The organism is Chryseobacterium sp. BGARF1, assembly GCF_001677955.1.
GTDB lineage: Bacteria > Bacteroidota > Bacteroidia > Flavobacteriales > Weeksellaceae > Chryseobacterium.
The window spans coordinates 11,514-35,996 of the sequence record NZ_LELA01000078.1 but is presented as its reverse complement, the minus strand read 5'-3'; the positions used below and the strand labels follow the sequence as shown (position 1 = coordinate 35,996).

General features: G+C 34.2%; 21 protein-coding genes. 11 read left to right on the top strand and 10 right to left on the bottom strand.

Features of this window, described 5'->3' with window-relative positions; all coding sequences use genetic code 11:
- Window positions 1-128: 128 nt before the first annotated feature.
- The 5 genes from AB671_RS14450 to AB671_RS14430 all read left to right on the top strand — a co-directional run bounded on the left by AB671_RS14450 (window position 129) and on the right by AB671_RS14430 (window position 4,687).
- The gene (locus AB671_RS14450) at window positions 129-1,157 is read left to right on the top strand and encodes an AMP-binding protein (RefSeq protein ID WP_066680564.1); all 1,029 of its coding nucleotides are present in this window, start codon (window positions 129-131) and stop codon (window positions 1,155-1,157) included.
- Between the two features lie 101 nt (window positions 1,158-1,258).
- Window positions 1,259-1,651, top strand: a complete 393-nt coding sequence (gene arfB / locus AB671_RS14445) for an alternative ribosome rescue aminoacyl-tRNA hydrolase ArfB (protein ID WP_066680562.1) — start codon at window positions 1,259-1,261, stop codon at window positions 1,649-1,651.
- A 56-nt stretch (window positions 1,652-1,707) separates the two neighbouring features.
- Entirely contained in the window at window positions 1,708-2,352 is a 645-nt protein-coding gene (locus AB671_RS14440; RefSeq protein ID WP_066680559.1) for a hypothetical protein, read from the top strand.
- A 28-nt stretch (window positions 2,353-2,380) separates the two neighbouring features.
- Window positions 2,381-3,352 (top strand): deoxyhypusine synthase family protein, encoded by a 972-nt coding sequence (locus tag AB671_RS14435; RefSeq protein ID WP_066680555.1) that lies wholly within the window; start codon window positions 2,381-2,383, stop codon window positions 3,350-3,352.
- A gap of 204 nt (window positions 3,353-3,556) precedes the next feature.
- A complete protein-coding gene (locus AB671_RS14430; protein WP_228390984.1) occupies window positions 3,557-4,687 on the top strand; it encodes an acyltransferase family protein in 1,131 nt (376 codons plus the stop codon).
- 139 nt (window positions 4,688-4,826) lie between these two features.
- Here AB671_RS14430 and AB671_RS22495 read toward each other — a convergent pair whose 3' ends face one another.
- Both AB671_RS22495 and AB671_RS14425 read right to left on the bottom strand, forming a co-directional pair.
- Window positions 4,827-4,973, bottom strand: coding sequence for a hypothetical protein (locus AB671_RS22495; RefSeq protein ID WP_167494297.1), 147 nt, complete (start codon window positions 4,971-4,973; stop codon window positions 4,827-4,829).
- A 144-nt stretch (window positions 4,974-5,117) separates the two neighbouring features.
- Window positions 5,118-5,909: a glucose 1-dehydrogenase gene (locus AB671_RS14425; RefSeq protein WP_066680553.1), complete on the bottom strand. Its 792-nt coding sequence runs from the start codon at window positions 5,907-5,909 to the stop codon at window positions 5,118-5,120.
- Between the two features lie 170 nt (window positions 5,910-6,079).
- On the opposite strand from AB671_RS14425, the gene AB671_RS14420 reads away from it, so the two are divergent.
- Both AB671_RS14420 and AB671_RS14415 read left to right on the top strand, forming a co-directional pair.
- The gene (locus AB671_RS14420) at window positions 6,080-6,376 is read left to right on the top strand and encodes an MGMT family protein (RefSeq protein ID WP_066680551.1); all 297 of its coding nucleotides are present in this window, start codon (window positions 6,080-6,082) and stop codon (window positions 6,374-6,376) included.
- 141 nt (window positions 6,377-6,517) lie between these two features.
- Window positions 6,518-7,318 (top strand): alpha/beta hydrolase, encoded by an 801-nt coding sequence (locus AB671_RS14415; RefSeq protein ID WP_066680549.1) that lies wholly within the window; start codon window positions 6,518-6,520, stop codon window positions 7,316-7,318.
- Between the two features lie 112 nt (window positions 7,319-7,430).
- Here AB671_RS14415 and htpG read toward each other — a convergent pair whose 3' ends face one another.
- The 4 genes from htpG to sucC form a co-directional block, all read right to left on the bottom strand.
- On the bottom strand, window positions 7,431-9,323 hold the full coding sequence (htpG, locus tag AB671_RS14410) for a molecular chaperone HtpG (protein ID WP_066680547.1): 1,893 nt from the start codon (window positions 9,321-9,323) through the stop codon (window positions 7,431-7,433).
- A 312-nt stretch (window positions 9,324-9,635) separates the two neighbouring features.
- The gene (gene recA, locus AB671_RS14405; protein WP_066680545.1) at window positions 9,636-10,640 is read right to left on the bottom strand and encodes a recombinase RecA; all 1,005 of its coding nucleotides are present in this window, start codon (window positions 10,638-10,640) and stop codon (window positions 9,636-9,638) included.
- A gap of 320 nt (window positions 10,641-10,960) precedes the next feature.
- A complete protein-coding gene (locus tag AB671_RS14400; protein ID WP_066680543.1) occupies window positions 10,961-12,157 on the bottom strand; it encodes an oxygenase MpaB family protein in 1,197 nt (398 codons plus the stop codon).
- Between the two features lie 138 nt (window positions 12,158-12,295).
- Window positions 12,296-13,486 carry an ADP-forming succinate--CoA ligase subunit beta gene (sucC, locus tag AB671_RS14395; protein ID WP_066680541.1) on the bottom strand — a complete coding sequence of 397 codons (1,191 nt, stop codon included), beginning with the start codon at window positions 13,484-13,486 and terminating at the stop codon, window positions 12,296-12,298.
- Window positions 13,487-13,875: 389 nt separating this feature from the next.
- Here sucC and AB671_RS14390 point away from each other — a divergent pair, with 389 nt between their 5' ends.
- From AB671_RS14390 to AB671_RS14380, 3 genes are read left to right on the top strand one after another with little or no spacing between them, the layout of a single operon-like run.
- Window positions 13,876-15,540 (top strand): peptidase domain-containing ABC transporter, encoded by a 1,665-nt coding sequence (locus tag AB671_RS14390; protein ID WP_066680540.1) that lies wholly within the window; start codon window positions 13,876-13,878, stop codon window positions 15,538-15,540.
- Between the two features lie 15 nt (window positions 15,541-15,555).
- Window positions 15,556-16,869, top strand: coding sequence for an HlyD family secretion protein (locus AB671_RS14385; RefSeq protein ID WP_066680535.1), 1,314 nt, complete (start codon window positions 15,556-15,558; stop codon window positions 16,867-16,869).
- Complete coding sequence (locus AB671_RS14380) at window positions 16,853-18,256, top strand: TolC family protein (RefSeq protein ID WP_066680531.1); 1,404 nt, start codon at window positions 16,853-16,855, stop codon at window positions 18,254-18,256. Before AB671_RS14385 ends, AB671_RS14380 begins: the two co-directional genes overlap by 17 nt.
- Before the next feature lie 265 nt (window positions 18,257-18,521).
- Here AB671_RS14380 and AB671_RS14375 read toward each other — a convergent pair whose 3' ends face one another.
- From AB671_RS14375 to AB671_RS14360, 4 genes are all read right to left on the bottom strand, one after another.
- On the bottom strand, window positions 18,522-19,799 hold the full coding sequence (locus AB671_RS14375; protein ID WP_066680529.1) for a chloride channel protein: 1,278 nt from the start codon (window positions 19,797-19,799) through the stop codon (window positions 18,522-18,524).
- A 143-nt stretch (window positions 19,800-19,942) separates the two neighbouring features.
- Complete coding sequence (locus AB671_RS14370) at window positions 19,943-20,329, bottom strand: DUF423 domain-containing protein (protein ID WP_066680527.1); 387 nt, start codon at window positions 20,327-20,329, stop codon at window positions 19,943-19,945.
- 1 nt (window position 20,330) lies between these two features.
- Window positions 20,331-21,401, bottom strand: a complete 1,071-nt coding sequence (locus AB671_RS14365) for a hypothetical protein (RefSeq protein WP_066680525.1) — start codon at window positions 21,399-21,401, stop codon at window positions 20,331-20,333.
- 166 nt (window positions 21,402-21,567) lie between these two features.
- Window positions 21,568-22,896, bottom strand: a complete 1,329-nt coding sequence (locus tag AB671_RS14360; RefSeq protein ID WP_066680523.1) for a hydroxymethylglutaryl-CoA reductase, degradative — start codon at window positions 22,894-22,896, stop codon at window positions 21,568-21,570.
- A gap of 198 nt (window positions 22,897-23,094) precedes the next feature.
- Between AB671_RS14360 and AB671_RS14355 the strand changes: the two genes are divergently transcribed.
- Window positions 23,095-24,351: a putative DNA modification/repair radical SAM protein gene (locus AB671_RS14355; protein ID WP_066680521.1), complete on the top strand. Its 1,257-nt coding sequence runs from the start codon at window positions 23,095-23,097 to the stop codon at window positions 24,349-24,351.
- Window positions 24,352-24,483: the final 132 nt, after the last annotated feature.

Below are 24,483 nucleotides of genomic sequence, written 5' to 3'. Positions count from 1 at the left end.
CCAGAGTGCTACCGTTACACCATGGGTCTGTTTTATTTTGGTGATGCAAATTTAAAGCTTTTTTCTTTATTTGCAAATCATTTTTTAAATTTTCTTTAAATTTACAAATACAATTTAACCCCGCAAATATGCTGCTCGACTTCAATGATCTCGAAATTAATAATTTACATACTGAAACCGATTTCGAGAAAAAAGTGATTTTTTTTCTCAAAGAATGGTTTTCGGATTCTAAAACCGTAAAAGTTCAGACTTCAGGATCTACAGGTACTCCCAAGGTTATTGAGATTGAAAAAGAAAAAATGCTTAATTCGGCAGAGATGACCTGTAATTTTTTAGGTTTAAAAGTAGGCAATTCTGCTTTGATTTGTTTACCCATTGAGTACATTTCAGGAAAAATGATGGTTGTACGAGCAATTACCAGAAAGTTAAAGCTTATTATTTCAGATCCTTCTTTAAAACCACTAGAAAATTTAAATGAGAAAATTGACTTCTGTGCAATGACGCCATTACAGGTTGAAAATTCATTAGATAAAATTCACTTCATAAAAAATTTAATTATTGGTGGCGCTGCTGTTTCCCAATCTTTAAAAAAGAAAATTGCTCAAACACTCCTACCCTCCAACTCTCCCACTCAGATTTACGAGACGTATGGAATGTCTGAAACTCTTTCTCATATTGCTTTAAAGAAGACCTACCCTACTCAGGACGAATACTTCAGTGTCTTTGATGGTATTGAAATTTCAACGGATGAAAGAAACTGTTTGAAAATTTTTGCGCCGCGACTTAATTCTGAAAGATTACAGACAAATGATCTAGTTGAAATTAGAGAAGGAAAACAGTTTAAATTTTTAGGAAGAATTGATAATGTGATTAATTCAGGAGGTGCAAAAATATTTCCTGAACAGCTTGAAGCTTTGGTAAAAAAAGAAATTCCGAATGAGGTTATATTTTTAGGAATAAAAGATGAAAGTTTAGGACAAAAATTGATTTTACTTGTTGAAGGCAAAGAATCTGAGTTATTAAACCATCAACTATCAACCATCAACTATCAACAAAAATTCCATAAACCGAAAGAAATTATTTTCATTGAAAAAATTCCAAGAACGCCGAATGGAAAAGTAAATCGTTTAGAATTAAAAAGTATTTTTGAGGTTTAATAATTATATTTTAATCCGTTTAAACCACCCCGTCAAAAATTCTTGCGAATTTTCGCCACCCCTCCAAAGGAGGGGAATTTGAGTCCTAAAAAATATTGATTATGAAAAATTTCACCACAGAGCTCACTTACAAAACTTCACGCAGTAGCGGTGCAGGTGGGCAAAACGTAAACAAAGTAGAAACTTCTGTAACGGTGATGTGGAATGTAGAAGACTCTGCTTTCTTTAATAATTTTCAAAAAGATTTAATTTTCAATAAACTTAAAAACCGCATTAATTCAGAAGGAATTTTACAATTGACTGTTTCAGAATCGCGAATGCAGCTGCAGAATAAAAAAATTGCTACAGAGAAAATTCTGGAAATCGTCAATGATTCTATCATTATTCCTAAAACGAGATATAAAACAAAACCTTCTAAGGCTAAAGTTCAGAAGAGATTAGATACCAAAAAGAAACTTTCAGACAAAAAAGAAAATAGGCGTTTTAAATATTAACAGCATTTTAAATCTCTAATTAAGGAAAAACAGTATTTTTGCCGAAAATTTTCTAAATGATTAAAAAAGTATTCGCATTAGGATTATTCTCAGTATCCGTAATGTCATTAGCACAAAAAATTTCTATCGCTCCATCTTTTGGTTATGCATGGAGAGTCAATAAAATTGCCCCTTCTTTATCTCCGGAAGAGCGCAGCTACATCAAAGGTCTTAAGAACGGAACCAATTTCGATATTGCCCTTAGATATGAAATTAAAAACGGAATGCACATTGGTTTCAAATATTCCAATTACAGCGCTTCTCACACAGGAAGATTCAGCGCACGAGACAATATGGGAAATATTGTAAGCGCAGTGGTAAGTACTAAAGATGCCATTAATTTTTATGGTCCATCTTTTACAATTACTAATTATGACCAACCTACAAAGCATAAATTCATGATGGATGCAGCATTAGGAGCAATGAGCTATACTACCAAAACAGGAAATGTAAAAGGAAAAGGCAATACATTGGGAGCCGAAGTCGATTTTGCGTATCAATATCAAATCAACAAAAACATTTTAATTGGTCCTAAAGTTGGGCTTTCTGGAGGTGCACTTAGAAAAATCTCTTATAACGGACAGGTTGTTGACCTTGGAGAAGAGAACAGAGAAGGATTAAGTAGAGTTTCTTTAGCTGCATCCGCTACATTCCGTTTTTAAGTTTTATCTTTGTGAAAATTTTAAAATAATGAGCAAACCGATTACTGAGTTCATAGAAAAATATTATCTGCACTTCAACGCAGCAGCTTTGGTAGACGCATCAAAAGGATACGTTGCCCACCTTAAAGAAGGCGGAAAAATGATGATTACACTTGCTGGTGCAATGTCAACTGCTGAATTAGGAAAAATTTTGGCTGAAATGATTCGTCAGGACAAAGTAGATTTCATTTCTTGTACAGGAGCAAACCTTGAAGAAGATTTGATGAATCTTGTAGCGCACTCTCATTACGAAAGAGTTCCTCATTACAGAGACCTTACCGCTCAGGATGAGTGGGATTTGTTGGAAAGAGGTTTAAACAGAGTTACAGATACTTGTATCCCTGAAGAAGAAGCTTTCAGAAGACTGCAGAAACATATTGTAGAAATCTGGAAAGATGCTGAAGCAAAAGGAGAAAGATATTTCCCGCACGAATTCATGTATAAAATGATTCTTTCAGGAGTTTTGGAGCAGTATTACGAAATTCCAAGAGAAAATTCTTGGATGATTGCTGCAGCTGAGAAAAACTTACCAATCGTAGTTCCGGGATGGGAAGATTCTACCATGGGTAACATTTTTGCTTCTTACTGCATCAAAGGTGAATTGACAGCTACAACTATGAAATCTGGTATCGAATACATGACGTATTTGGCAGATTGGTATACTAAAAACTCTGCAGGAAAAGGTGTTGGTTTCTTCCAGATTGGTGGAGGTATTGCAGGAGATTTCCCAATTTGTGTAGTACCAATGTTGTATCAGGATATGGAAATGCATGACATTCCGTTCTGGTCTTATTTCTGTCAGATTTCAGACTCAACTACTTCTTACGGTTCTTATTCAGGAGCTGTTCCTAATGAAAAAATTACTTGGGGTAAATTGGATATCACAACACCGAAATATATCGTTGAAAGTGATGCTACAATCTGTGCACCATTAATGTTCTCTTACATTTTGGAAAACTAATTTTTACAATTAAAATTAATTATATTTAAAAGGCTTATTTATTAAGCCTTTTTTAATTTATACCAATTTCATTAACCGCAAAAGGGACAAAAGCATTCATTGAAAAAAATAGAAATTCAAAAGTTGACAAAATATGAATGCATTATTTGTATGATGTTTTGTAAGCTTTTGAAATACTTCTTACATAAAAATATTTTGATTCTTTTGCGGTTAAAAAAACTAAAAACTTTTATTGTTTATCCTTTGGAAGCTCTTCAGAAAAATAAATTCGATGCTTTAACCGGAATGCGCGCCATTGCCGCAATTATGGTTTTTGTGTATCACAACCGAAAATATTGGCGTTACGATTTACCTTTCGAGGTGATGCGTTTTATCAGCGAATGGCACATCGGCGTAACCGTATTTTTTGTGTTAAGTGGATTTTTATTGGCTTATCGTTATGAAGAGAAACCTTTAGAATCAAAAAAATCTTTTTTAAAATATATTCTTCTCCGGATTGCAAGAATTTTTCCGTTGTACTGGATTTTGCTGAGCTGTTATTTTATCGATACTTCATATTCCAAAGGTGTTGATACTTATTTTCTGCAATACTCATTGTTTTATTCACTTTTTGAAAGATATTCGGTTTCAGGAATTGTACAGGCTTGGTCATTGACTGTTGAGTTTTTCTTTTACATTTTAGCTCCACTTTTATTTTTATTATTAAAGAAAAGCTGGAAATATTGCATTCTTTTTTTAATCGGATTTTTTCTTTTAGGATGGGGAATCGGTGTTGGACTTAAGGAATTTAACGGAAATCCTAAAGGGTTTTTATATCCTCTCCAATTTATGATTGGAAGCACATTCTTTGGCAGAAGTTTAGAATTTTTCTTCGGAATGTTGCTCGCATATCTAATGAAAAAAGAAAAGGGAATTCAATTTTTAAACAAGATTAAAAAGCCAACACTTTGGGGCGGAATTGCTATTTTATTTTTAACAATTTCTATTGCATTTTTTGCAAGAAATAATTTTGTGCATGGTGTAGAACGTTGGGAAGGAAGACTCATTCATGAGTTGTTTTTGCCAGTTGCAATTACCGTTTTCTTTTGGGGATTGATGACCGAGAGAACTTTTGTTTCAAGAATACTTTCTACTAAATTTTTTATCCTTTTAGGAAACGCTTCATTTGTCTTTTATTTGATCCATCTCAGCTATTTTAATATGAAACTGAAATCTTATTTTTATTTACCAGACCGTAACTTTATAGCGTTGTGGATTTGTTCAATTATTATTTATCTTTTAATTGAAAAGCCTTTGTATGAGGTTTGCAGAAAGTTGATCGCTAAAATTAAATAGTTATTTTCTCTGGCTGATAAGGCTTAATTTTTTTTAAACATTAAGGATTTAAGTAAGATTCACTGTTCTCTTTAAGAATCAATAAATTGATTATTTTAAGTTTATTAAGCAAATCATTCTAAAATCTGCGTGACATCATTTAATCTAAAGAATTCGTCAATACAAAATAACGGTACGCTAAAATTCCTTTCTGAAGTTTGGTCAGTTTCAACGGGTCTTTATCACTCAATTTAGGCAAAATTGCTTTATTTATTTTATTCAGAAATCTAAAAATGGACTTTTTCATGACAGACTATTTTGGGGTGTTGTTTTAAAACATTCAAAAATTGTGCGAAAAATTTATTGATATGAATTAATTTAAATTTTATAAAAAATTGTCCACATTTCTGCAGACAATCATTACTTATTACCTATTATTTATTATCAATAATTATGGATTTCCATACATATTAGATTCCCCACCATCGATTGCGATGACCTGTCCGGAAACGTATCCATTTTCATCACTTAAAAGATAAGCAACCAAATTACCAACATCTTTCGGATCACCTAATTTTCTTGTGGGATTTCTAGACGCATATTCTTTCTCTGCAGCTTTGGGATCAGAAGGATTCACCTGATTAAAAGCTTCGGCAACCATTGGTGTCAAAATCGCACCCGGAGCAATTGCATTTGTTAAAATATTGTCTTTACCATATTCTAAGGCTGCATTCTTCGTCATTCCGGCTACAGCGTGTTTTGTATCAACATACGCCGTTTGGTTTAGAACTCCTCTGATCCCGCCAACTGAAGCGACGTTTACAATTCTTCCGCTTCCGTTTTTCTGCATTTCAGGAATTACATATTTCATTCCGTAATACACCCCCAAAAGATTGATATCAATTACTTTTTTGAAAACATCAATATCATAATCGATCAATGGAGCTTGCTTTCCTTCAATTCCGGCGTTGTTGTACAAAGCATCAACTTTCCCGAATGCTTTTACGGTTTCGTCTACATAATTCTTTACATTTTCTTCAACAGAAACATCCGCCGTTACGGTAATAATCTTACTCTCAGGATATTTTGAGGATAATTCTGCTTTTGCTTTTTCCAAAGCTTCAGCATTATGATCTACCAAAGTAAGATCTGCACCTTTTGAAGCCAAAACTTCTGCTGCAGCCAATCCTAATCCCATCGCAGCACCTGTTACGATCACTGCTTTTCCTTTAAAATTTGACATAATATTTATAATTTGTTTTATTGCTTCAATTTACAACAATCATACCTTTCACTCTATTGATGTAGGATAACATTTTGTTAATTCAGAAAAATATTTCACAAAATAAATATCAGATCAACTTAAAAAAAGAAAGTCAAATTTCTTATTTTTGATTGTAAAAAATTCAGGAGATGAATGAGATTTTCAAGCAACAAGTATGGGAAATTACCAAGTTGGTTCCCAAAGGAAGAGTAACAAGTTATGGCGCAATTGCAAAAGCAGTTGGTTTTTCCAACCACTCCCGTCATGTTGGAAAAGCAATGGGTGGATGCCCGAAAGATGTTCCTGCCCATCGTGTAATTTCAAGCTCAGGAATTTTATCCGTTCCTGAATTCCAACCAAAACTGGAAGCTGAAGGAATTATTATAGATAATTTTAGAGTGAAAAATTTCAAAAATCTATTTTGGAATCCTTTGGATGAATTGTAAAATTTATCGCTTCAAAGAAAACTGTAATATTCATTTATTTTGAAACTACAGTTCAGTATCGAAAAGTAACAGTTCAGTGATTTAATATTGCACAAACCTCCTATCCTCTTTATATTTGCTTCATAATTTAAAAACAACATTATGAAAGCTAAAGCGACTATTACATTTCTATTCATTATTTTCACTCAACTTTTTCAGGCTCAGATCGATGATAAATTTTATCAGCCGAGCAAAGAATTAAAACCTATAGAAAATTTGAAATATGAGGAAATCAGTTATCCCGTAGATAAAGACACCATCACTGCTATTGTTCTAAAACCAAATTCGGTAAAGCCAAAAGCTACCGTATTATTCTTTCACGGTGCCGCAGGAAATGTTTCTACCTATACTTTTATGACAAAACCTTTGGTAGAAAGCGGATTTCAAGTAATTATGGTCGATTTCAGAGGATATGGGAAATCTACAGGAATACCAACCCATGTGAATATTGCCCAAGACGGACAAAAGTTTTTTGACTATATCACAAGGAGAAAAGATGTGAAAAATACGAAAATCATTATCTATGGCGCTTCTTTAGGATCACAAATTTCAGCACATTTAGCAAGAACCAATAAAGATAAAATTTCAGGATTGGTAATTGATGGCGGAATGTCTTCATTTGCAGATATTGCTGCTGTTTTTGCGCCACAATTTAAAGATGCTCTTGCAAAAATGTTAGCATCTGTTTATGCTGCAAAAGAAGATATAAAATACACAGAAGGACTTCCAAAGCTATTTATTTACAGCAAAAATGATAAGACCGTTCCTTTTTCTCAAGGAGAAGAAATTTACAAAAATGCTTCTGAACCAAAACAGTTTTTAGAGTTTACTGCTGATCATTTAAGCGCCGTAACTGAAAAACCGGCAGAGGTTGTGAAAGCAATTGAAAGTTTAATTAAATAAATTTTTATACGATTTTTCAATAGTTTCGGCGGCGGGCTTTGCCGCCGCCGAAACTATTGAAAAATCGGGCACAACTTTGTTGTACCCGATTTACAATATAAATTAGTTTAAATTACTTCTCCAGTTGTTTATAGCTTCTCTGAATAAAGTCTGTCAACTCTTTTCCTTTCAATAGGTTTTGAGAAAGTTTAGCTAAGTCTAAAGCGTGTTTAATTTGAGAGCTTTTCTCCTCAGCATTTTCATTAGCAAGAATTTTAGTTGCAAATTCACTGTTAGAATTCACCACCAAATTATACATTTCCGGGAAACCTCCCATTCCGAACATTCCACCACCGCCGGTTGCCTGCATATCTTTCATTCTACGCATAAATTCGGGCTGGGTAATGGTAAACGGAGCATCGCTGCTGTCTAAATCTTCCAGCTGAACGGTGAATTTTTTATCATTAATAGATTCTTCTACATTTTTCTTTAATGATTCTTTTTCAGTTTCATTTAATTTAGAAATTGCAGGTTCGTCTTTTTTAATCAAGTTATTGATGTGATCGGCATCTACTCTTACAAAAGAGATCTTCTCTTTTGAAGTTTCCAGTTTTTGGATCAAATGTGGAACGATTGGTGAATCTAAAAGAATAACTTCATATCCTTTATCTTTCGCAGACTGAATGTAAGAATGTTGTTCATCCGCATTCGTAGCATAAAGAATCACTAAATTTCCATCTTTATCAGTTTGATTAGGTTTGATTTTTTCTTCTAATTCATTCCAAAGGAAATATTTTCCGTCGGTTGTTGGATAAAGTGCAAATTTGTCAGATTTTTCGAAGAATTTATCTTCGGAAATCATTCCGTATTCGATAACGATTTTAATGTCATTCCATTTTTTGTCGTAATCCTCACGGTTTTCGTTAATCAACGAAACCATTTTATCGGCAACTTTTTTCGTGATGTAAGAAGAAATTTTCTTCACCGCACCATCCGCTTGCAAATAAGAACGCGAAACGTTCAACGGAATATCCGGAGAATCGATAACCCCTCTCAACAACATCAAAAAGTCAGGAACAATTCCTTTAACCTCATCGGTTACGAAAACCTGATTTTGGTACAATTGAATCTTATCTTTTTCGATATTTAAATTATTAGCCAGTTTTGGGAAATATAAAACTCCTGTCAGGTTGAACGGATAATCAACATTCAAATGAATATTAAATAACGGCTCTTCAAACTGCATCGGATACAATTCGTGGTAGAATGCTTTGTAATCTTCATCCTTTAATTCGCTTGGAGATTTCGTCCACGCCGGAGTTGGATTATTAACAATATTATCAACCTCAATAGTTTCTGCAACGGCATCTTCTGCAGCACCTTCAGGTAAAGGAAGCGTTTCAGTTCTTGTTCCGAATTTAATTGGAACAGGCATAAATTTGTTGTACTTCGTCAACAATTCACGAATTTTTCCTTCTTCCAAAAACTCTAAAGAATCTTCGGCGATGTGAAGGATAATTTCAGTTCCTCTATCGGTTTTAGCAGTTGTTTCTTCTAACGTAAATTCTGGGCTACCATCGCAGATCCAGTGAACCGCAGGTTCGTCTTTAAAAGATTTAGAAATAATTTCTACTTTTTCTGCCACCATAAAAGCAGAGTAAAAACCTAAACCAAAGTGCCCGATAATTCCTGAATCTTTAGCCGAATCTTTATATTTTTCTAGGAATTCTTCAGCTCCGGAAAATGCAACCTGGTTGATGTATTTTTCAACTTCTTCAGCCGTCATTCCCAAACCTTGGTCAATGATGTAAAGTTTCTTGTTTTCCTTATCGATTTTCACCTCAATTTTCGGGTTTCCGTAATCTACTTTAGCTTCACCAATGTTGGTTAAATGCTTTAATTTTAAAGTAGCATCTGTTGCGTTTGAAATTAATTCTCTTAAAAATATTTCGTGGTCGCTGTAAAGAAATTTTTTAATTAGTGGGAAAATGTTTTCCACCGAAACATTAATATTTCCTTTTGTCATTGTATTTAATTTTTAAATTTGATTATCAATTCTCAAAAAAAATACCATTGAAAAGAAAGTGACAGATTGGCATTTTTATTTTAATGACCATACCATTTCTGCTTTAAATTTACTGGAAACAGATTGAACTCCTTCGGAGTTCCGCTGTGTGCTATATAATTTTCTACTACACAGATATTACTCCTCCGGAGCACTCAATAAAAAGGGCAATTCTAAAATCAAATGGTATTAATTCGTTTATCAACAAAAGCCTGTTATGTTCAAACAAAAAAGACAGCCATTCAGCTGTCTTTCATATTTACTTAGAATATATTACTTTTTGTTAGCAATTTCTTCTTTTACTTTATTTTCAAGTTCTTCTGCTAATTCAGGATTGTCTTTCAACAAATCTCTCACAGCATCACGACCCTGCCCTAGCTTAGTTTCACCGTAGCTGAACCAAGAACCGCTTTTCTTTACAACTCCCATATCAACAGCTGTATCTAAGATCTCACCCGTTTTAGAAACTCCTTCACCGTACATAATGTCAAATTCTGCCATTTTGAAAGGTGGAGCCACTTTATTCTTCACCACTTTCACTTTTACACGGCTACCAATAGCTTCATCTCCATTTTTAATTGGTGCGCTTGCTTTTCTGATATCTAATCTTACAGAAGCGTAAAATTTCAATGCATTACCACCGGTTGTTGTTTCAGGATTTCCAAACATTACACCGATCTTTTCTCTCAACTGGTTGATGAAAATCACCGTACATTTTGTTCTGTTAATGGTCGCAGTTAATTTTCTTAATGCCTGAGACATTAATCTTGCATGAAGACCCATTTTAGAATCTCCCATTTCTCCTTCGATCTCAGCTTTTGGAGTCAATGCCGCTACAGAGTCAATTACTACAATATCGATCGCTCCTGAACGGATCAAGTTGTCAGCAATTTCCAAAGCTTGCTCACCATTGTCTGGCTGAGAAATAATCAGGTTTTCTAGATCGATTCCTAATTTTGCAGCATACCCTCTGTCGAAAGCGTGCTCAGCATCAATAAAAGCAGCAATTCCACCCGCTTTTTGAGCTTCAGCAATTGCATGAAGCGTTAACGTTGTTTTACCTGAAGATTCCGGTCCGTAGATCTCAATAATCCTTCCTCTCGGATATCCACCAACACCTAAAGCGATGTCTAATCCTAATGATCCTGACGGAATTACTTCGATGGTTGTATCAACTGCACTATCCCCCAAAGTCATTACAGTTCCCTTTCCGTATGTTTTATCTAACTTGTCAAGCACCAATGCAAGTGCTTTTTTCTTATCATCTATGTTGCTCATATTGTATTAAAATAATTTATCAAAAATACATATTTAAAATTTCAAATACTAATATTATTTGTCTTCGGATTTCATTTTTAACGTTAAAAACTGATAAAATTTATAGCATTTAAAAAGCAAAAATCAAGATTGAATTTTTGAAAATATAGATTCGCTTTTTTTCAAAGACTTGTTTTTTTTTGAAGCTTTTTCCCGCTTTCCACTATATCTTTTTCGCCATCGCTTTTTAACAATCCAACTCAGAAAAAGGATGTCGTTGCAATCGGGGCTATTGACAAAGATTATTCACAAAATATGGGTAATAAGCAATGAATAATCCGTTAATGAAAGTTTGAATTTTGGGTAATTCTCAGGTAATCCTCCAACACTTTCATCTGGTCTTTATTTCCTTTTTTAATTCTGGCTTCTCGGCTTACCGTAGAATCGTATATTTTATTGATGATTTTCTTTGTAATAGGAAAACCTTTTTTGAAAGGTACATCCGGAATTTCGAGTCTTTTACAAACCTCATCATCCAGTAAAAACCAGGTGCAGCAAATATGCAGATAACGCAGATTTTTTCTTTGAAATTCATATTTCAGAATCGGATTTTCTAAAGATTCGTTCAGTAAAGAATGTGCCAACAAAACAGAATCTTTGTCTGAAGACGGCTGAACGGAGGTCCATAAATAAAAATATTCTGTTGCCTGTTTTTTATCGTTGGGAAGCAGGTTTTCGGGAATTCCAAGCAAATATCCCACATATTTCCAAAGATGAAAAAGCCCTTTCTCTTCCTCTTCTGAAAAAGTATTTCCAAATTTATGAAGACTGTGCATGAAAACGAGACTAAAACCAATGTAAGTTGCCATCATATCCCAAGAATTGATGGGTTCTCCCCAGTTTTCAGTATCCCAACTTTTGTAATGTTTTTTGATTGAAAGTCTTGCGTAAGAATGAATAAGTCGGGTTTTTATGGCAAATTCGTACCCTTTTTGATGAATTTCCAGCGCATTATATCTTGTCACGTTTACCCAAAAATCAAGTGTTTCCGAAAGTCTTTTTACAGCACCTTTTTTCAGAGCTTCGGTGGCAACCAACGGTTTGTTGAGATAGGCATAATCGTAACCGCCAATTAAGCAATAATCTCTGAGCGAAATTAAAGAATCAAGATTACTTCGCATACAGAGCTCTGCTCCTGCTTTTATTAAATTATAATCTAACCAATCTGGAAGCTTTTGAGTTTGAGCAAAAAGTTTTTTAACACTTTCTGGAGCTTCATCATTCTGCGAAATCCCATTTCTTATATATTGTTCAATCTCTCTCGATGCTTCACTATATTTTTTGGTAAAATAGACATCTTTCACAACCTCATCTCCCACTTCATCCACATGATAAAAGAAAGGAGCGAATTTTTCAAAGTCTCTGAAACTTACTTCTGCTCCGGAAAAATCAATCAACTGCTTTCCGTTTCCTTTCGTCCAAAAATCTTTGAAGTGAGGAGAATCTTTAAATCTTGGCTGTAAAATGTAGTCTTCCATCAATGATAAAGGTACAAGTTTTACGCCGAAAACAGGTTGTGAGATTTGTCAGTTTAGATTTTCAAAATTCTAGTATAAATAAAAAATCCGCTTTCATCAAATGAAAGCGGATTCGTATTATTTTAGATTAACTTAAAATTAAGCTAAAACTTCTTTTACTTTGTTTGCAGCTTCTTCTAAAGTAATTGCAGAGTGTACCGGAAGACCAGACTCGTCAATTAATTTTTTAGCTTCTACAGCATTAGTTCCTTGCAATCTTACGATCAATGGAACAGGAAGACTTCCCATTGCTTTGTAAGCATCTACAACACCTTGAGCAACTCTGTCACATCTTACGATACCTCCGAAGATATTGATCAAAATAGCTTTTACGTTTGGATCTCTCAAAACAATCTCGAAAGCAGTCTGTACTCTTGCAGCATCTGCAGTACCACCAACGTCTAAGAAGTTTGCTGGGTTACCACCAGATAATTTGATGATATCCATAGTCGCCATTGCAAGACCAGCTCCGTTTACCATACAAGCAACGTTACCATCTAGTTTAACGAAGTTAAGACCAGCTTCACCAGCTTCAACATCCAAAGGATCTTCTTCTCTAGTGTCTCTCAACTCAGCAAGATCTTTGTGACGGAACAATGAGTTACCATCCAAAGTTACTTTAGCATCTACAGCGATAATTTTGTTATCAGAAGTTTTCAAAACCGGGTTGATTTCGAAAAGAGAAGCATCAATTCCTACGTAAGCATTGTAAAGAGAAGAAATGAATTTTGTAAATTCTTTGAACGCATTTCCTTCAAGACCTAAGTTGAAAGCAATTTTTCTAGCCTGGAAACCTTGAAGACCCAAAGTAGCATCGATCAATTCGTTGTGGATCAAATGAGGAGTTACTTCAGCAACGTGCTCAATATCCATACCACCTTCAGTAGAATATACGATTGTATTTTTACCTTCAGCTCTGTCTAAAAGAATAGAAACATAAAATTCTTTAGTTTCAGATTCTCCAGGATAATATACATCCTCTGCAACCAATACCGAATTTACCAATTTACCTTCAGCAGAAGTTTGTGGAGTGATCAACTGCATTCCTAAGATATTGGTAGCGTTCTCTTTAAGCTTATCCATGTTTGGAGAAAACTTTACACCACCACCTTTACCACGACCACCAGCGTGAATTTGTGCTTTTACAACCCAAGCCTGAGCTCCTGTTTCAGCAGTTAATTTTTCAGCAGCAGCTACTGCTTCCTCAACAGTATTTGCCACGTGACCGCGTTGGATAGCAACACCATACTTTGATAAAATCTCTTTTGATTGATACTCGTGAAGATTCATATTATTTTTATTATTTTATTTTAATATTTAAAGGTTGACAAATTTAATAAAAATGAACAAGGTTAAAAAGAAAATTATCGAACTTTTAACTATTTCAATCACATTCACCTAGATCTGTACAAAATTTAATGCTGCGAATGTATGAATAATCTCTTTTACATTGCTTCAATATTAAAAATTCCCCCATTATTCTAATCACATTTTAATATCATTCTAATTCTATATAAGAGCATTAGAAAATTGCATGATTTATCTTTGCTGCTTCCGATAAAATGCAGATTATCTCACGATTTTTCAAGCATTTTATAATCTCATTTAGTTGAGATCAATCACCAAATTTCACGAAAACCATCACCTAATTATAACATTTAAACTTAGGATAGTAAAAAATGGCTTTAATAACAGCAAGCGAATACAGTAAAAAACTCTTTCGTTACATTACCAAAGAAAAAAAAGATGTTACCAATATCTATTTTTATGCGATCATCAACGGATTGGTTTCTTTAAGTATTCCATTGGGAATACAGTCTATCATCAGCTTTGTAATGGGCGCAACGATGGCAACCTCCATTTATATCCTTATATTTTTCGTGGTTTTAGGAACCTTTTTAGTTGGGCATTTCAGATTGAAAGTTTTACAGATTATCGAAAAAATTCAGCAGAAAATATTTGTTGAATTTTCAATGGCATTTGCTGATAAACTTCCTAAAGTTGATCTATCCAATACAAGGAAATATTACCTTCCGGAATTAGTGAATCGCTTTTTTGACGTACAAAACCTTCAGAAAGGCATCTCAAAAATTCTTTTGGAAATTCCGACCGCATTGATTCAAATCCTTTTTGGAATTCTGTTGTTATCATTTTACCATCCCTGGTTTTTAGCTTTTGGTGCTTTAGTTATCGTTTTGGTTGTTTTAATCTTCATTTACAGCATGGAAAGTGGGATTAAATCAAGCCTGGAAGAAAGCGATAAAAAATACGAAACCGCAGCTTGGCTTGAAGACATCGCAGCATCTGTAAAAACATTTAAAATGCATTCTGAAGAAGGAACTCATCTTCAGGGAATCGATTCCCGAGTTTTGGAATATCTTGACCATAGAACTCAACATTTTAAAATCCTTGTTTTTCAATATAAAACAATCATCGCTTTTAAAGTCATTATTACATTGGCGATATTAGCTATTGGAACGTATTTAATGATTAATCAGCAATTAAATATTGGTGCATTTATCGCGGCAGAAATTGTGGTTTTAACGATTATGTCGGCGGTTGAAAAACTGATCGTAAGTCTTGAAAGTTATTATGACCTCATCGCTTCCTATGCTAAACTGACAAAAGTAACCGAATTAAAAGAGGAAACTCAAGGCGATATCGAGCTTTCACAAAAAGAAAAAGGAATGGAAATAGAATTTAAGGAAGTCGATTTTGCATTCAGCGACACTACTGCGATCTTATCTGATGTTAATTTTAAATTGAAAGAAAACAGCATTACCGTCGTAACCGGAAAAATGGGAACGGGAAAATCGCTTCTCCTCAATATGTTGGCCGGGTTTTACGAGCCTAACTCCGGAACGATTTTATTTGATAAAATTCCTCTGAAAAATTTAGATAAAAAACATTTCAGAAATAATATCGGGTTATATCTTGAAAACATGAAGGTCATTCAGGGAAGTATTTTAGAAAATATTCTTCTGGGAAATGTGAACAGCAATACAGAAAACATTCTTCAATTGTCTGACAAATTAGGAATTGAAAGTATTTCCAGCTCATTCAGCCAAGGTTTTACGACAGAGATCAGCGAGACAGATTCAGAATTGACCTTTAGCTCAAAAAAGAAGATCCTAATGCTTCGTTCTCTTTTAGGCAAAAAAAGATTGATCTTACTTGAAAATCCTCTTGCCGGAATGTCTGAAACTTTTCAGGAAAAATTGCTTGAATATTTAATCGAACTTAAGAAAACGACAACCATTATTATTGTGTCTCCTGACAAAAATCTTATCTACAACGCCGACCACCACATTCATCTGGAAGACGGAACTTTAAGGATCATCTAATCAAACTTGGTAAAAATGCAAATACAATCATACGATAAAATATATCAAATTCATAAAAGGTCGAGGGTAAAGCGATGGTTTTTATTCATTTTCATTGCAGGAATTATTACGCTTTTTCTTCCCTGGACGCAGAATATCAAAGTAAAAGGAAATGTAACTTCCCTATATCAATCCCAAAGACCACAACAATTAAATTCGCCAATTCCTGGAAGAATTATTAAATGGAACGTAAAAAATGGAGATTATGTAAAAAAAGGCGACACCCTTTTACAGCTTTCAGAAATTAAAGACGATTATCTTGACCCCTTATTGGTGCAAAGAACCCAGGAACAAGTTGATGCCAAGAAAGGCGTAAGAGATTATTACGAAGCCAAAGTAGGAACAGCAAAAAACCAACTCGAAGCGCTAAATGCTTCACGTGATTTAAAATTAAATCAGGTTAAAATCAAGATCATCCAACTCAACAGTAAACTTATTGGTGAACAAGCAGAATTGGAAGCCGCTAAAAACGAGCTAAAACTTTCGGAAGACCAATTTGCAAGACAGAAAAAAATGTATGATGAAGGCCTGGTTTCTTTAACTCAGTTTCAGCAGAGAAGTATTTCTTATCAAAATTCAATTGCCAAAAAAACTGCTTACGAAAATAAGGTAGCCCAAACTCAACAGGAAATACTCAATACTCAAATTGAGCAAAATTCTGTTACTCAGGATTACAACGAAAAACTGAGCAAAATTGAAGGCGAACGTTTTCAAAGCATGGGACAAATTGAAGGAAGTGATGGAGATATTGCCAAACTCCAAAATCAGGTGGCCAATTATAAAGCAAGACAAGGTCTGTACTTTATCATCGCTTCTCAGGACGGACAAATCGTTTCATTGAACAAAGCAGGGATCGGTGAAGTGTTGAAAGATGGTGAAAATATAGGAACGGTAGTTCCTACAAACGTTGATTATGCAGTAGAAATTTATATCAAGCCTGTCGATCTGTCTTTGGTAAAAGAAGGACAGCGCGTGATGAGTATTTTTGACGGATTTCCCGCAATCGTTTTCTCAGGTTGGCCGGATTCCAGCTACGGAACTTTCGCAGGAAAAGTGGTTGCCGTGGAAAGCAACATCAGCGCAAACGGAATGTTTAAGGCGTTAATTATTGAAGATGAAAAGGAAAAAAAATGGCCGCCAAAAATTAAAATGGGAACCGGAGTTCAGGGAATTGCTATCTTAAACGATGTTCCTATTTGGTATGAATTATGGCGAAATATCAACGGTTTCCCTCCCGATTATTATGAAGTAACCAATGCAAAACCAGCCAAAGATGAAAAAACAAAATAGAATTTTCATTCTCGCTTTTTTGCTATTTTTTAATTTAAATTTTGCACAAGATTCATTAAAAATTTCTGCTGCAGAATTTATCAATGTTGTTAAAAACTATCATCCTTTAGCTTTAAAATATCAGCTTCAAAACAGATTGGCAGAACAGGAAATTACAAGAGCAAGAGGAGGATTTGACCCTGTTTTAGCCGGAAAACTCGGCGAGAAAAATATCGACGGAACAAAGTATTACGAACAGAAAAATGTAGAATTGGGAATTCCAACATGGTACGGAATCGATGTACATGGAAGTTATAATCATCTTGACGGACAAAAACTGAACAACAGCGATACAAAAGGCGGTTTGTATCAATTCGGGGTTACTATTCCTTTAGCCAAAAACCTTTTGTACGACAAGAGAAGAGCAATGCTTGATCAGGCAAAATTTGGTTTGAAAATGACAGAAGCAGAACAAACCGTGTTGACCAACGAACTTCTTTTGGAAGCAGAAAATACGTATTGGGAATGGGTTCAGAATTATGAAATTTATAAGCTTAGATCTGAAATTGTAGATATCAATAAAGACCGATTAAAACTCACAAGAAAAACTTTTGAATTTGGCGAAAAACCAGCCATTGACACGATCGAAGCGCTTTCTCAGCTTCAAAGTTTTGAACTTCAGCAAAGAGATGCTTTTTTAAATTTTGTGAAAAGTACGCAGCAAATTCAACTGTATCTTTGGAAAGATGATCAGCAGTTTTACGAACTTTCGGAAATGATCTATCCTTCAGAAAACCTAAATGAACATTTGGCCTATTCAGATTTCGAATTTTTAATTAATGATATCAATTCAAGACAGATCAATATGCATCGATCGATTTTATATTACGATCAAAAACAAAATATTCTGGAAAGTGAAAGGCGTTTGAAATGGCAGAGCTTTCTTCCGAAAGTAGATTTTACTTATAATTTTTTCAACAAAGAAAATTACTCCGCAGATCATCTTCCATTATTTGATCATAATTTTCAATATGGACTGAAGCTTGAAATCCCTATTTTTCAGAGAGAAGCAAGAGCCAATTATCAGATGGCGAAGATCAAATTAGATCAAAATCAGCTAGACATCAATATGAAAATCAGAGAGCTCGATGTAAAAATTGAAACTTATAAAAACGAGATTCAAAACTATCATACTCAAATTAATCTGTCGAGAAATAATTTACTGAATTATAGAAAACTGCTTTACGCTGAAGAAACAAGATACAGCAATGGTGAAAGCTCGCTTTTCCTTATCAATTCAAGAGAAAACAAGGTGATTGAAGCACAGGAAAAATTTATTTCTATCAGAACAAAATTCCTGAAAAGCTTTAATAAATTGAAGTGGATGAAAGAGAATTTTGCACTTTAAAATTTTTAATTTGAACTATTAAGAAGATTTAAGGAGTTAAGTTTTTTAAGGGAAATCAAATAAATTTCTTAAGCATTGCGCCTAAAAGCGAAGCTTAACTTAATTATTCTAAACTTCTTAATAAATCTTAATGTTAAATTTTCTCTCGCAGATTTTGCAAATTGAGCAGAAAAAAAATCTGCATAATCTCCTAAATCTGCGAGAGCATAAAAGAAAAAAGTTCAGGTTATGCCTGAACTTTTTTTAATGTATTGGACCTTTCTTTCTATTCTTCAGCTAATTCTTTAGCCTGCGAACCGATGAACGGAATTTTCGGAGCTAAGAAATATCCTGTCAAACTTGCAAAAAGTATTGGTACGAAATAAGTAAAACCAGTTAAGGTTCCCAAAATAATCGTTGTACTCATCGGCGTTCTCGTTACACATGCATTGATTGCAGCCATACAACTTACAATCGCCAAAGTGGTGTCAACTGATGGAAATAAATTGTGAATAATTAATCCTAAAGTCGTTCCTACAAAAAACAACGGAATGATGAAACCTCCTCTCCATCCTGAAGTTACAGTAATCGCAATGGCTAAAATTTTGAAAATCAAAATGATAATTAAAAAATTCAGGCCGTAATTCCCATTGATCAATTCATTGATTTCATGATGCCCGAAATATCTTGTTAATGGAAAGTAAAATGCAATGATACCCAATAAAATTCCACCCACCAAAGTTTTGATGTAGATCGGAAATTTTCTGTATTCGAAAACTTTTTTGAAAAACTTGACCACGAAAATAAAGATCCAACCGAATAAAGTTCCCACAATTCCAAAAGCGGTTGCATAAGCAAAATCGTAAACTCCGGTGTAATGATAGGCTTTCAAATCCCAGGTCGCTCCGATTCCCAAATGAATAATCAAAGCAAACATCAAATAACTGAAACAGCTCGCTACCAAAGCTGGAATAATCGCTTTATAATATTCTACAGCATGTTTATGATGAAGAATTTCCAGAGAAAATAAACTTCCACCAAGCGGAGCGCCAAAAAGTGCCGTAAAACCGGAAGCCATTCCGGCAATACTTAAAGAGCGTAATTCTTCACCTTTCAGCCTAAACAATTTCCCCAAATAAGTTCCTGTAGAACCCGTAACCTGAACCAAAGGCGCTTCAGGTCCTAAACTCCCACCCGATGCCACACAAAAAAGAGATGACAAAATCATAGAAGGATTATTTTTCGGCTCTAATTTTCCTTTATTAAATCTGATGTTATTAACGATCAAATGAATTTCTCCCGGATCGCCAATAAAATGAATCACCAAACCTGCCAAAAGACCTGAAATTGCCATTGTTGGAATCACCATCCAACCTTGAAATTGATGCAAAAACTCGGTAAAATGTTCGAGAACGATCCAGTATAATCCGGCAATAATTCCGCCAACCAAACCTGTAATTGCCCACATAAAAAAAGTACGGCTGAATACAAAAGGATTAAACTTAATGGGTTGATCCAAAAGATTAAAAGTTCGTATTAAGCGACGTCTTCTGTTGATTTTCATTTTAATTTATTGTTTAAAATTACAATCATCATTTGTAAAATGTTTTAATAAAGTGCTTCAACTTCGCTCAGCATGACATCTCTAATACTAAAAGTTGTTGTAGGAATGTCGGTCTGAGCGAAGTCGAAGACTTTTTATAATATTTAAATTTTATTCTTCACAAAATAAAAAATTAGCATCAACCAAGCTAAAATCATAAACAGACCTCCAAGTGGAGTAATTGGTCCTAAAAATTTAAGGTTTGCTCCCAAATAATCTTGTAAGCTCAAGAAATAAATACTGAAAGAAAACAGTATTGTTCCTGCAATCATCAAAATAGAAATCCATTTTTGAGATGAAGTATCAAATTTTAAAATATAACCAGCAATCAGCAAAAAGAAAGCTGCATACATTTGATATCTGACTCCTGTTTCAAAACTTTCCAGTCTTTCTACAGATAATATTTTCTTTAAAGCGTGTGCCCCAAAAGCACCTAAAATAACGGATAACATGCCATAAACAGCACCGAAGACCAAAGTAATTGTTTTCATTTTATAATTCTTCTAATTCTAGTTTTAAATATTTCTTTGTTTTATGATCCTGCCAAGTTCCGGAGATCTTATTTCCTTGTAAATCGGCTTCTACCAAAGCTCTGAAAATCCACTGATTCGTTTCCTCGCTGTAATAATCGTTTTCAATAATAGAAATATGGTTACCTTTTAATTTACCGTTCCACTCGATCAGTTTTTTATTTTTATCGTACCAATATTTTGCAGAAAAAGAACCGTCATCATATACTTTATCTATCAAAACGGTGATTGGATATTTTCCGTCGATCTTTCCTCTATACAACTTATTATCAAGACTTGTTTTATCAACTTTTTCAGAATCAGACAATAAATTTTTCGCGTACGGACTCCAATACTTATCCAAATCTTTGTACGGAAATTCCACAACATGGCTGCCCAATTCATCCAACGCTCTCATTGCATGATTAGAACATCTTCCGGCAATAAATCTTATTTTATTTTTAGCGAAATAATATTCAATTCCATCTAAAGTAAAATTGGTAAAACAATCTTCATAAATAGCGATCTGGTCTAAAACCTCTTCCGAAGGATCTTTCTCAGATCTTAATGCTGCAAGAAAATCATTGACTTCTTTCTTAATATTTTTCTGAATTAAACCTTCAACCGTTTTTATTGAATTAGGTTGAAATAAATCTTTAGAATTGATTAAATTTCCTGTTCTCAAATCAAAATTTTTCCAAATATCGAAACCTTCAGGATACGCTCCAGAAGCTTCTCCATTAATGGCAATACTTAAAATATTTTTAGGCGTTTCCAGTTTTTCCCAACCATAAAAGTAAACATAGTTGGAATAGGAAGTTTTCCCTACAGACACCAATTGAGACGGACTTCCTACTGAATCCGGAATATATTCAAGCTGATTGACCTGCAAGAATGTATTGATTTTATTTTCAATTAAAGGTTTTTCAGCATAAGAAACTTTAGGGAAGGCAAAATCTTCAGATTTCGGCTGTAAATCTGCTATCTTTAAATTCTTCTGTTGCGAAAAACTTAAACCGGAAATCAAGAGGAAGAATAGAATTTGTTTTTTCACTACAGTGGATTTAAAAAATATGAAACCAATTTGCTAATCAATATCACACCTCCCAGAATAACAAGCATTTTCCAAAACTTTTTAGAACCTCTAAAACCTGGATGATTTGTTTGTCTAAGAAATACTCCAAAAGCAACAAATAAAACAGCCAAAATAATCTGTATCATTATTTTTCTCTTAATCTGTTAAATTCATTGATTACTTCGTGATGCGTCACCGTTTTATCTTTAAAATAAGTCACAAAATGTTGTTTCTCTTCTTCCGTTGCGCCCATTTGGTTTAAAATATTCAAAAGATGCATTTTCATATGACCTTTTTGAATTCCCGTAGTTACCAAAGAACGAAGCGCTCCAAAATTCTGAGCCAAACCTGAAACCGCCAAAATACTCATCAATTCCTGAGCTGAAGGCTTCCCAAGAAGTGCCAAAGAGAATTTTACCAAAGGATGAAGATTCGTCAAACCACCGACAACTCCTACCGAAATCGGAAGATCGATCCAGAATCTGAAAACTCCGTTATCAATTGTACAATGCGTCAACGAAGAATATTTTCCGTCTTTTGAAGCATAAGCATGTGCGCAAGCTTCAGTTGCTCTGAAATCATTTCCGGTTGCGATCACAACTGCATCAACACCGTTCATAATTCCTTTATTGTGAGTCGTCGCACGGAAAGGTTCAATTTCAGCAATCGTCACCGCCTGTTTGAATTTTCTTGCAAACTCTTCGTTTGAAATTCCGCTATCGTCTTTTAAGTCTTCAATTTTACAAGAAACTTCGGCTCTCACCACACAATCAGGCGTGAAATTGGAAAGAATATTCATAACAATCTGTAAAGAATTTTTCTCTTCTTGTGTAAAATCTTCACTGATGACGATTTCCTGCTTCAACGTTTTTCCAAATTGCTCAAGACATGAGTTGATAAAGTTGGCTCCCATAGAATCTACCGTATCAAAACTTGCTTTCAGCTGATAATAATTAGGCATTTCAGAAGTTTTGTCGATCAATTTTATATCTAAAATTCCGCCGCCACGATTTCTCATGTTTGCCGTAATTGCTTCTGTAGCCTCAAACAGTTTTTTCTTTAAATTAAAATTAAAAAAATGCTGCAGTTTGTGAGATTCAACATCGATAATAAAATGCGTGTGTCCTAATTTCTCGGTGTTGATGATTGTTGTTTTAAAACCTCCTTTATCGATCCAGAATTTTGCTGCTTTTGAAGCTGCTGCAACGACCGAACTTTCTTCTACCGCCATTGGCAAAGCAAATAATTTTCCGTTAATTAAAAAATTAGGTGCAATTCCGTAAGGCATATAAAAATTGGAAATCGTATTTTCAGAAAACTCATCGTGAAGCTTCTGTAAATCTGCATTTTCGTTCCAATATTGATTGAGTATATTTTGATAATCCTGGTTTCCTTCGAGATATTCGTTAACAAGCCAGTCTATTTTTCCCTGTTTGGTTAATTTAGAAAAACCTTCTACCGGTTTATGATTCATATGGATAATATTTTTTATGTCTTGTATGTTATCGTACGTTTTACGACTTCACTCATAAATTTAATGACCGTAAATATACTAATTTTGCTTTGGAAAAATGTGGATAAGTTTGTTTTAAAAACACTGACTTTTCTCAATTTTGGACTTAATTTTGCTTAAAATCTTATTGAATTTTCCATTTTTAAAATATTTATTTAAATGAATTTTGACCGCATAAAAGAGAAACTCGAAATACTTGCAGATGCTGCGAAGTATGATGTTTCGTGCTCATCAAGCGGTGGAAAAAGAAAAAATAACGGCGGTTTAGGCGATAGTTCGGCAAGCGGAATTTGCCACACTTATACCGAAGACGGACGTTGTGTTTCTCTTCTCAAAATTCTTTTAACGAATCATTGTATTTACGATTGCATCTATTGCGTTTCCAGAAAATCGAATGATATTAAACGTGCTGCTTTTACCGTGGAAGAAGTGGTTGATTTAACCATCAGTTTTTACCGCAGAAATTATATAGAAGGTTTATTTTTAAGCTCAGGAATTTTCAAAGATGCCGATACGACGATGGAACGTTTGGTAAGGGTTGCAAAAAAACTTAGAACAGAACATAACTTTAACGGATATATTCATTTGAAATCAATTCCGGGAGCAAGTGATGATTTGATGAATGAAGCAGCTCTTTACGCAGACCGATTGTCTGTCAATCTTGAAATTCCGACAGAATCCGGACTAAAATTATTGGCGCCGGATAAAAACCGTGAAGATATGCTTCAGCCGATGAGAATCGTTCAAAAAGGAATTCAGCAATATAAAGATGAAAAGAAAATCATCAGAAGCACGCCGAAATTTGCTCCGGCTGGTCAATCAACACAAATGATTGTGGGGGCAACTAATGAAAATGATTTACAAATCATTAAAGTTGCCGATCATTTTTACAAAAACTACGGAATGAAACGGGTGTATTATTCGGGTTACATTCCGGTTACAGTCGACAATCGTTTACCTGCAATTACTTCTGAAGTTCCTGTTTTACGGGAAAATCGTTTGTATCAATCGGATTGGTTGATGCGTTTTTATGGCTTTAAAGCAGATGAAATTTTAGATTTTAATATGCCATTTCTTGATTTGGAAGTCGATCCGAAATTAAGTTGGGCTTTGCGACACTTAGATCAGTTCCCTATCAATTTACAGACAGCTGATTACAAAATGATTCTCAGAATTCCCGGAATTGGTGTAAAAACTGCACAGAAAATTGTAAGTGCAAGAAAATTTCAGGTTTTGAGTATTGACCATCTTAAAAAATTGGGAGCTGCTGTAAACCGTGCAAAATATTTTATTGATTTCACTTATGGAAATCCATTTTTAAAACATTTAACTGATTTGAATTTAAGGAAGTTGATTATTGGCGGAAGTCAGTCGAAATTTCAGAATCAGTTTTCGCAGCAATTGACTTTATTTTAATATGTTTAAACACAAATTTTACGAATACTTTTCACTAATAACACGACCTTAATTAGAAAATAAACGATTAATTGTCATTCAGAACGAAACAAAGTGGAGTGAAGAATCTTAATTAATTAGTTGAGATTCTTC

Bases quoted from the DNA above. Each gene is read 5' to 3' on its own strand.
- AB671_RS14380 (WP_066680531.1), top strand. From the start codon at position 16,853: ATGAAAAAACAAAATAGAATTTTCATTCTCGCTTTTTTGCTATTTTTT.
- AB671_RS14400 (WP_066680543.1), bottom strand. From the start codon at position 12,157: ATGGAAGACTACATTTTACAGCCAAGATTTAAAGATTCTCCTCACTTC.
- AB671_RS14450 (WP_066680564.1), top strand. From the start codon at position 129: ATGCTGCTCGACTTCAATGATCTCGAAATTAATAATTTACATACTGAA.
- AB671_RS14415 (WP_066680549.1), top strand. From the start codon at position 6,518: ATGAAAGCTAAAGCGACTATTACATTTCTATTCATTATTTTCACTCAA.
- AB671_RS14370 (WP_066680527.1), bottom strand. From the start codon at position 20,329: ATGAAAACAATTACTTTGGTCTTCGGTGCTGTTTATGGCATGTTATCC.
- recA (WP_066680545.1), bottom strand. From the start codon at position 10,640: ATGAGCAACATAGATGATAAGAAAAAAGCACTTGCATTGGTGCTTGAC.
- AB671_RS14420 (WP_066680551.1), top strand. From the start codon at position 6,080: ATGAATGAGATTTTCAAGCAACAAGTATGGGAAATTACCAAGTTGGTT.
- AB671_RS14435 (WP_066680555.1), top strand. From the start codon at position 2,381: ATGAGCAAACCGATTACTGAGTTCATAGAAAAATATTATCTGCACTTC.
- AB671_RS14440 (WP_066680559.1), top strand. From the start codon at position 1,708: ATGATTAAAAAAGTATTCGCATTAGGATTATTCTCAGTATCCGTAATG.
- AB671_RS22495 (WP_167494297.1), bottom strand. From the start codon at position 4,973: ATGAAAAAGTCCATTTTTAGATTTCTGAATAAAATAAATAAAGCAATT.
- AB671_RS14390 (WP_066680540.1), top strand. From the start codon at position 13,876: ATGGCTTTAATAACAGCAAGCGAATACAGTAAAAAACTCTTTCGTTAC.
- AB671_RS14355 (WP_066680521.1), top strand. From the start codon at position 23,095: ATGAATTTTGACCGCATAAAAGAGAAACTCGAAATACTTGCAGATGCT.
- AB671_RS14385 (WP_066680535.1), top strand. From the start codon at position 15,556: ATGCAAATACAATCATACGATAAAATATATCAAATTCATAAAAGGTCG.
- AB671_RS14360 (WP_066680523.1), bottom strand. From the start codon at position 22,896: ATGAATCATAAACCGGTAGAAGGTTTTTCTAAATTAACCAAACAGGGA.
- AB671_RS14425 (WP_066680553.1), bottom strand. From the start codon at position 5,909: ATGTCAAATTTTAAAGGAAAAGCAGTGATCGTAACAGGTGCTGCGATG.
- htpG (WP_066680547.1), bottom strand. From the start codon at position 9,323: ATGACAAAAGGAAATATTAATGTTTCGGTGGAAAACATTTTCCCACTA.
- sucC (WP_066680541.1), bottom strand. From the start codon at position 13,486: ATGAATCTTCACGAGTATCAATCAAAAGAGATTTTATCAAAGTATGGT.
- arfB (WP_066680562.1), top strand. From the start codon at position 1,259: ATGAAAAATTTCACCACAGAGCTCACTTACAAAACTTCACGCAGTAGC.
- AB671_RS14375 (WP_066680529.1), bottom strand. From the start codon at position 19,799: ATGAAAATCAACAGAAGACGTCGCTTAATACGAACTTTTAATCTTTTG.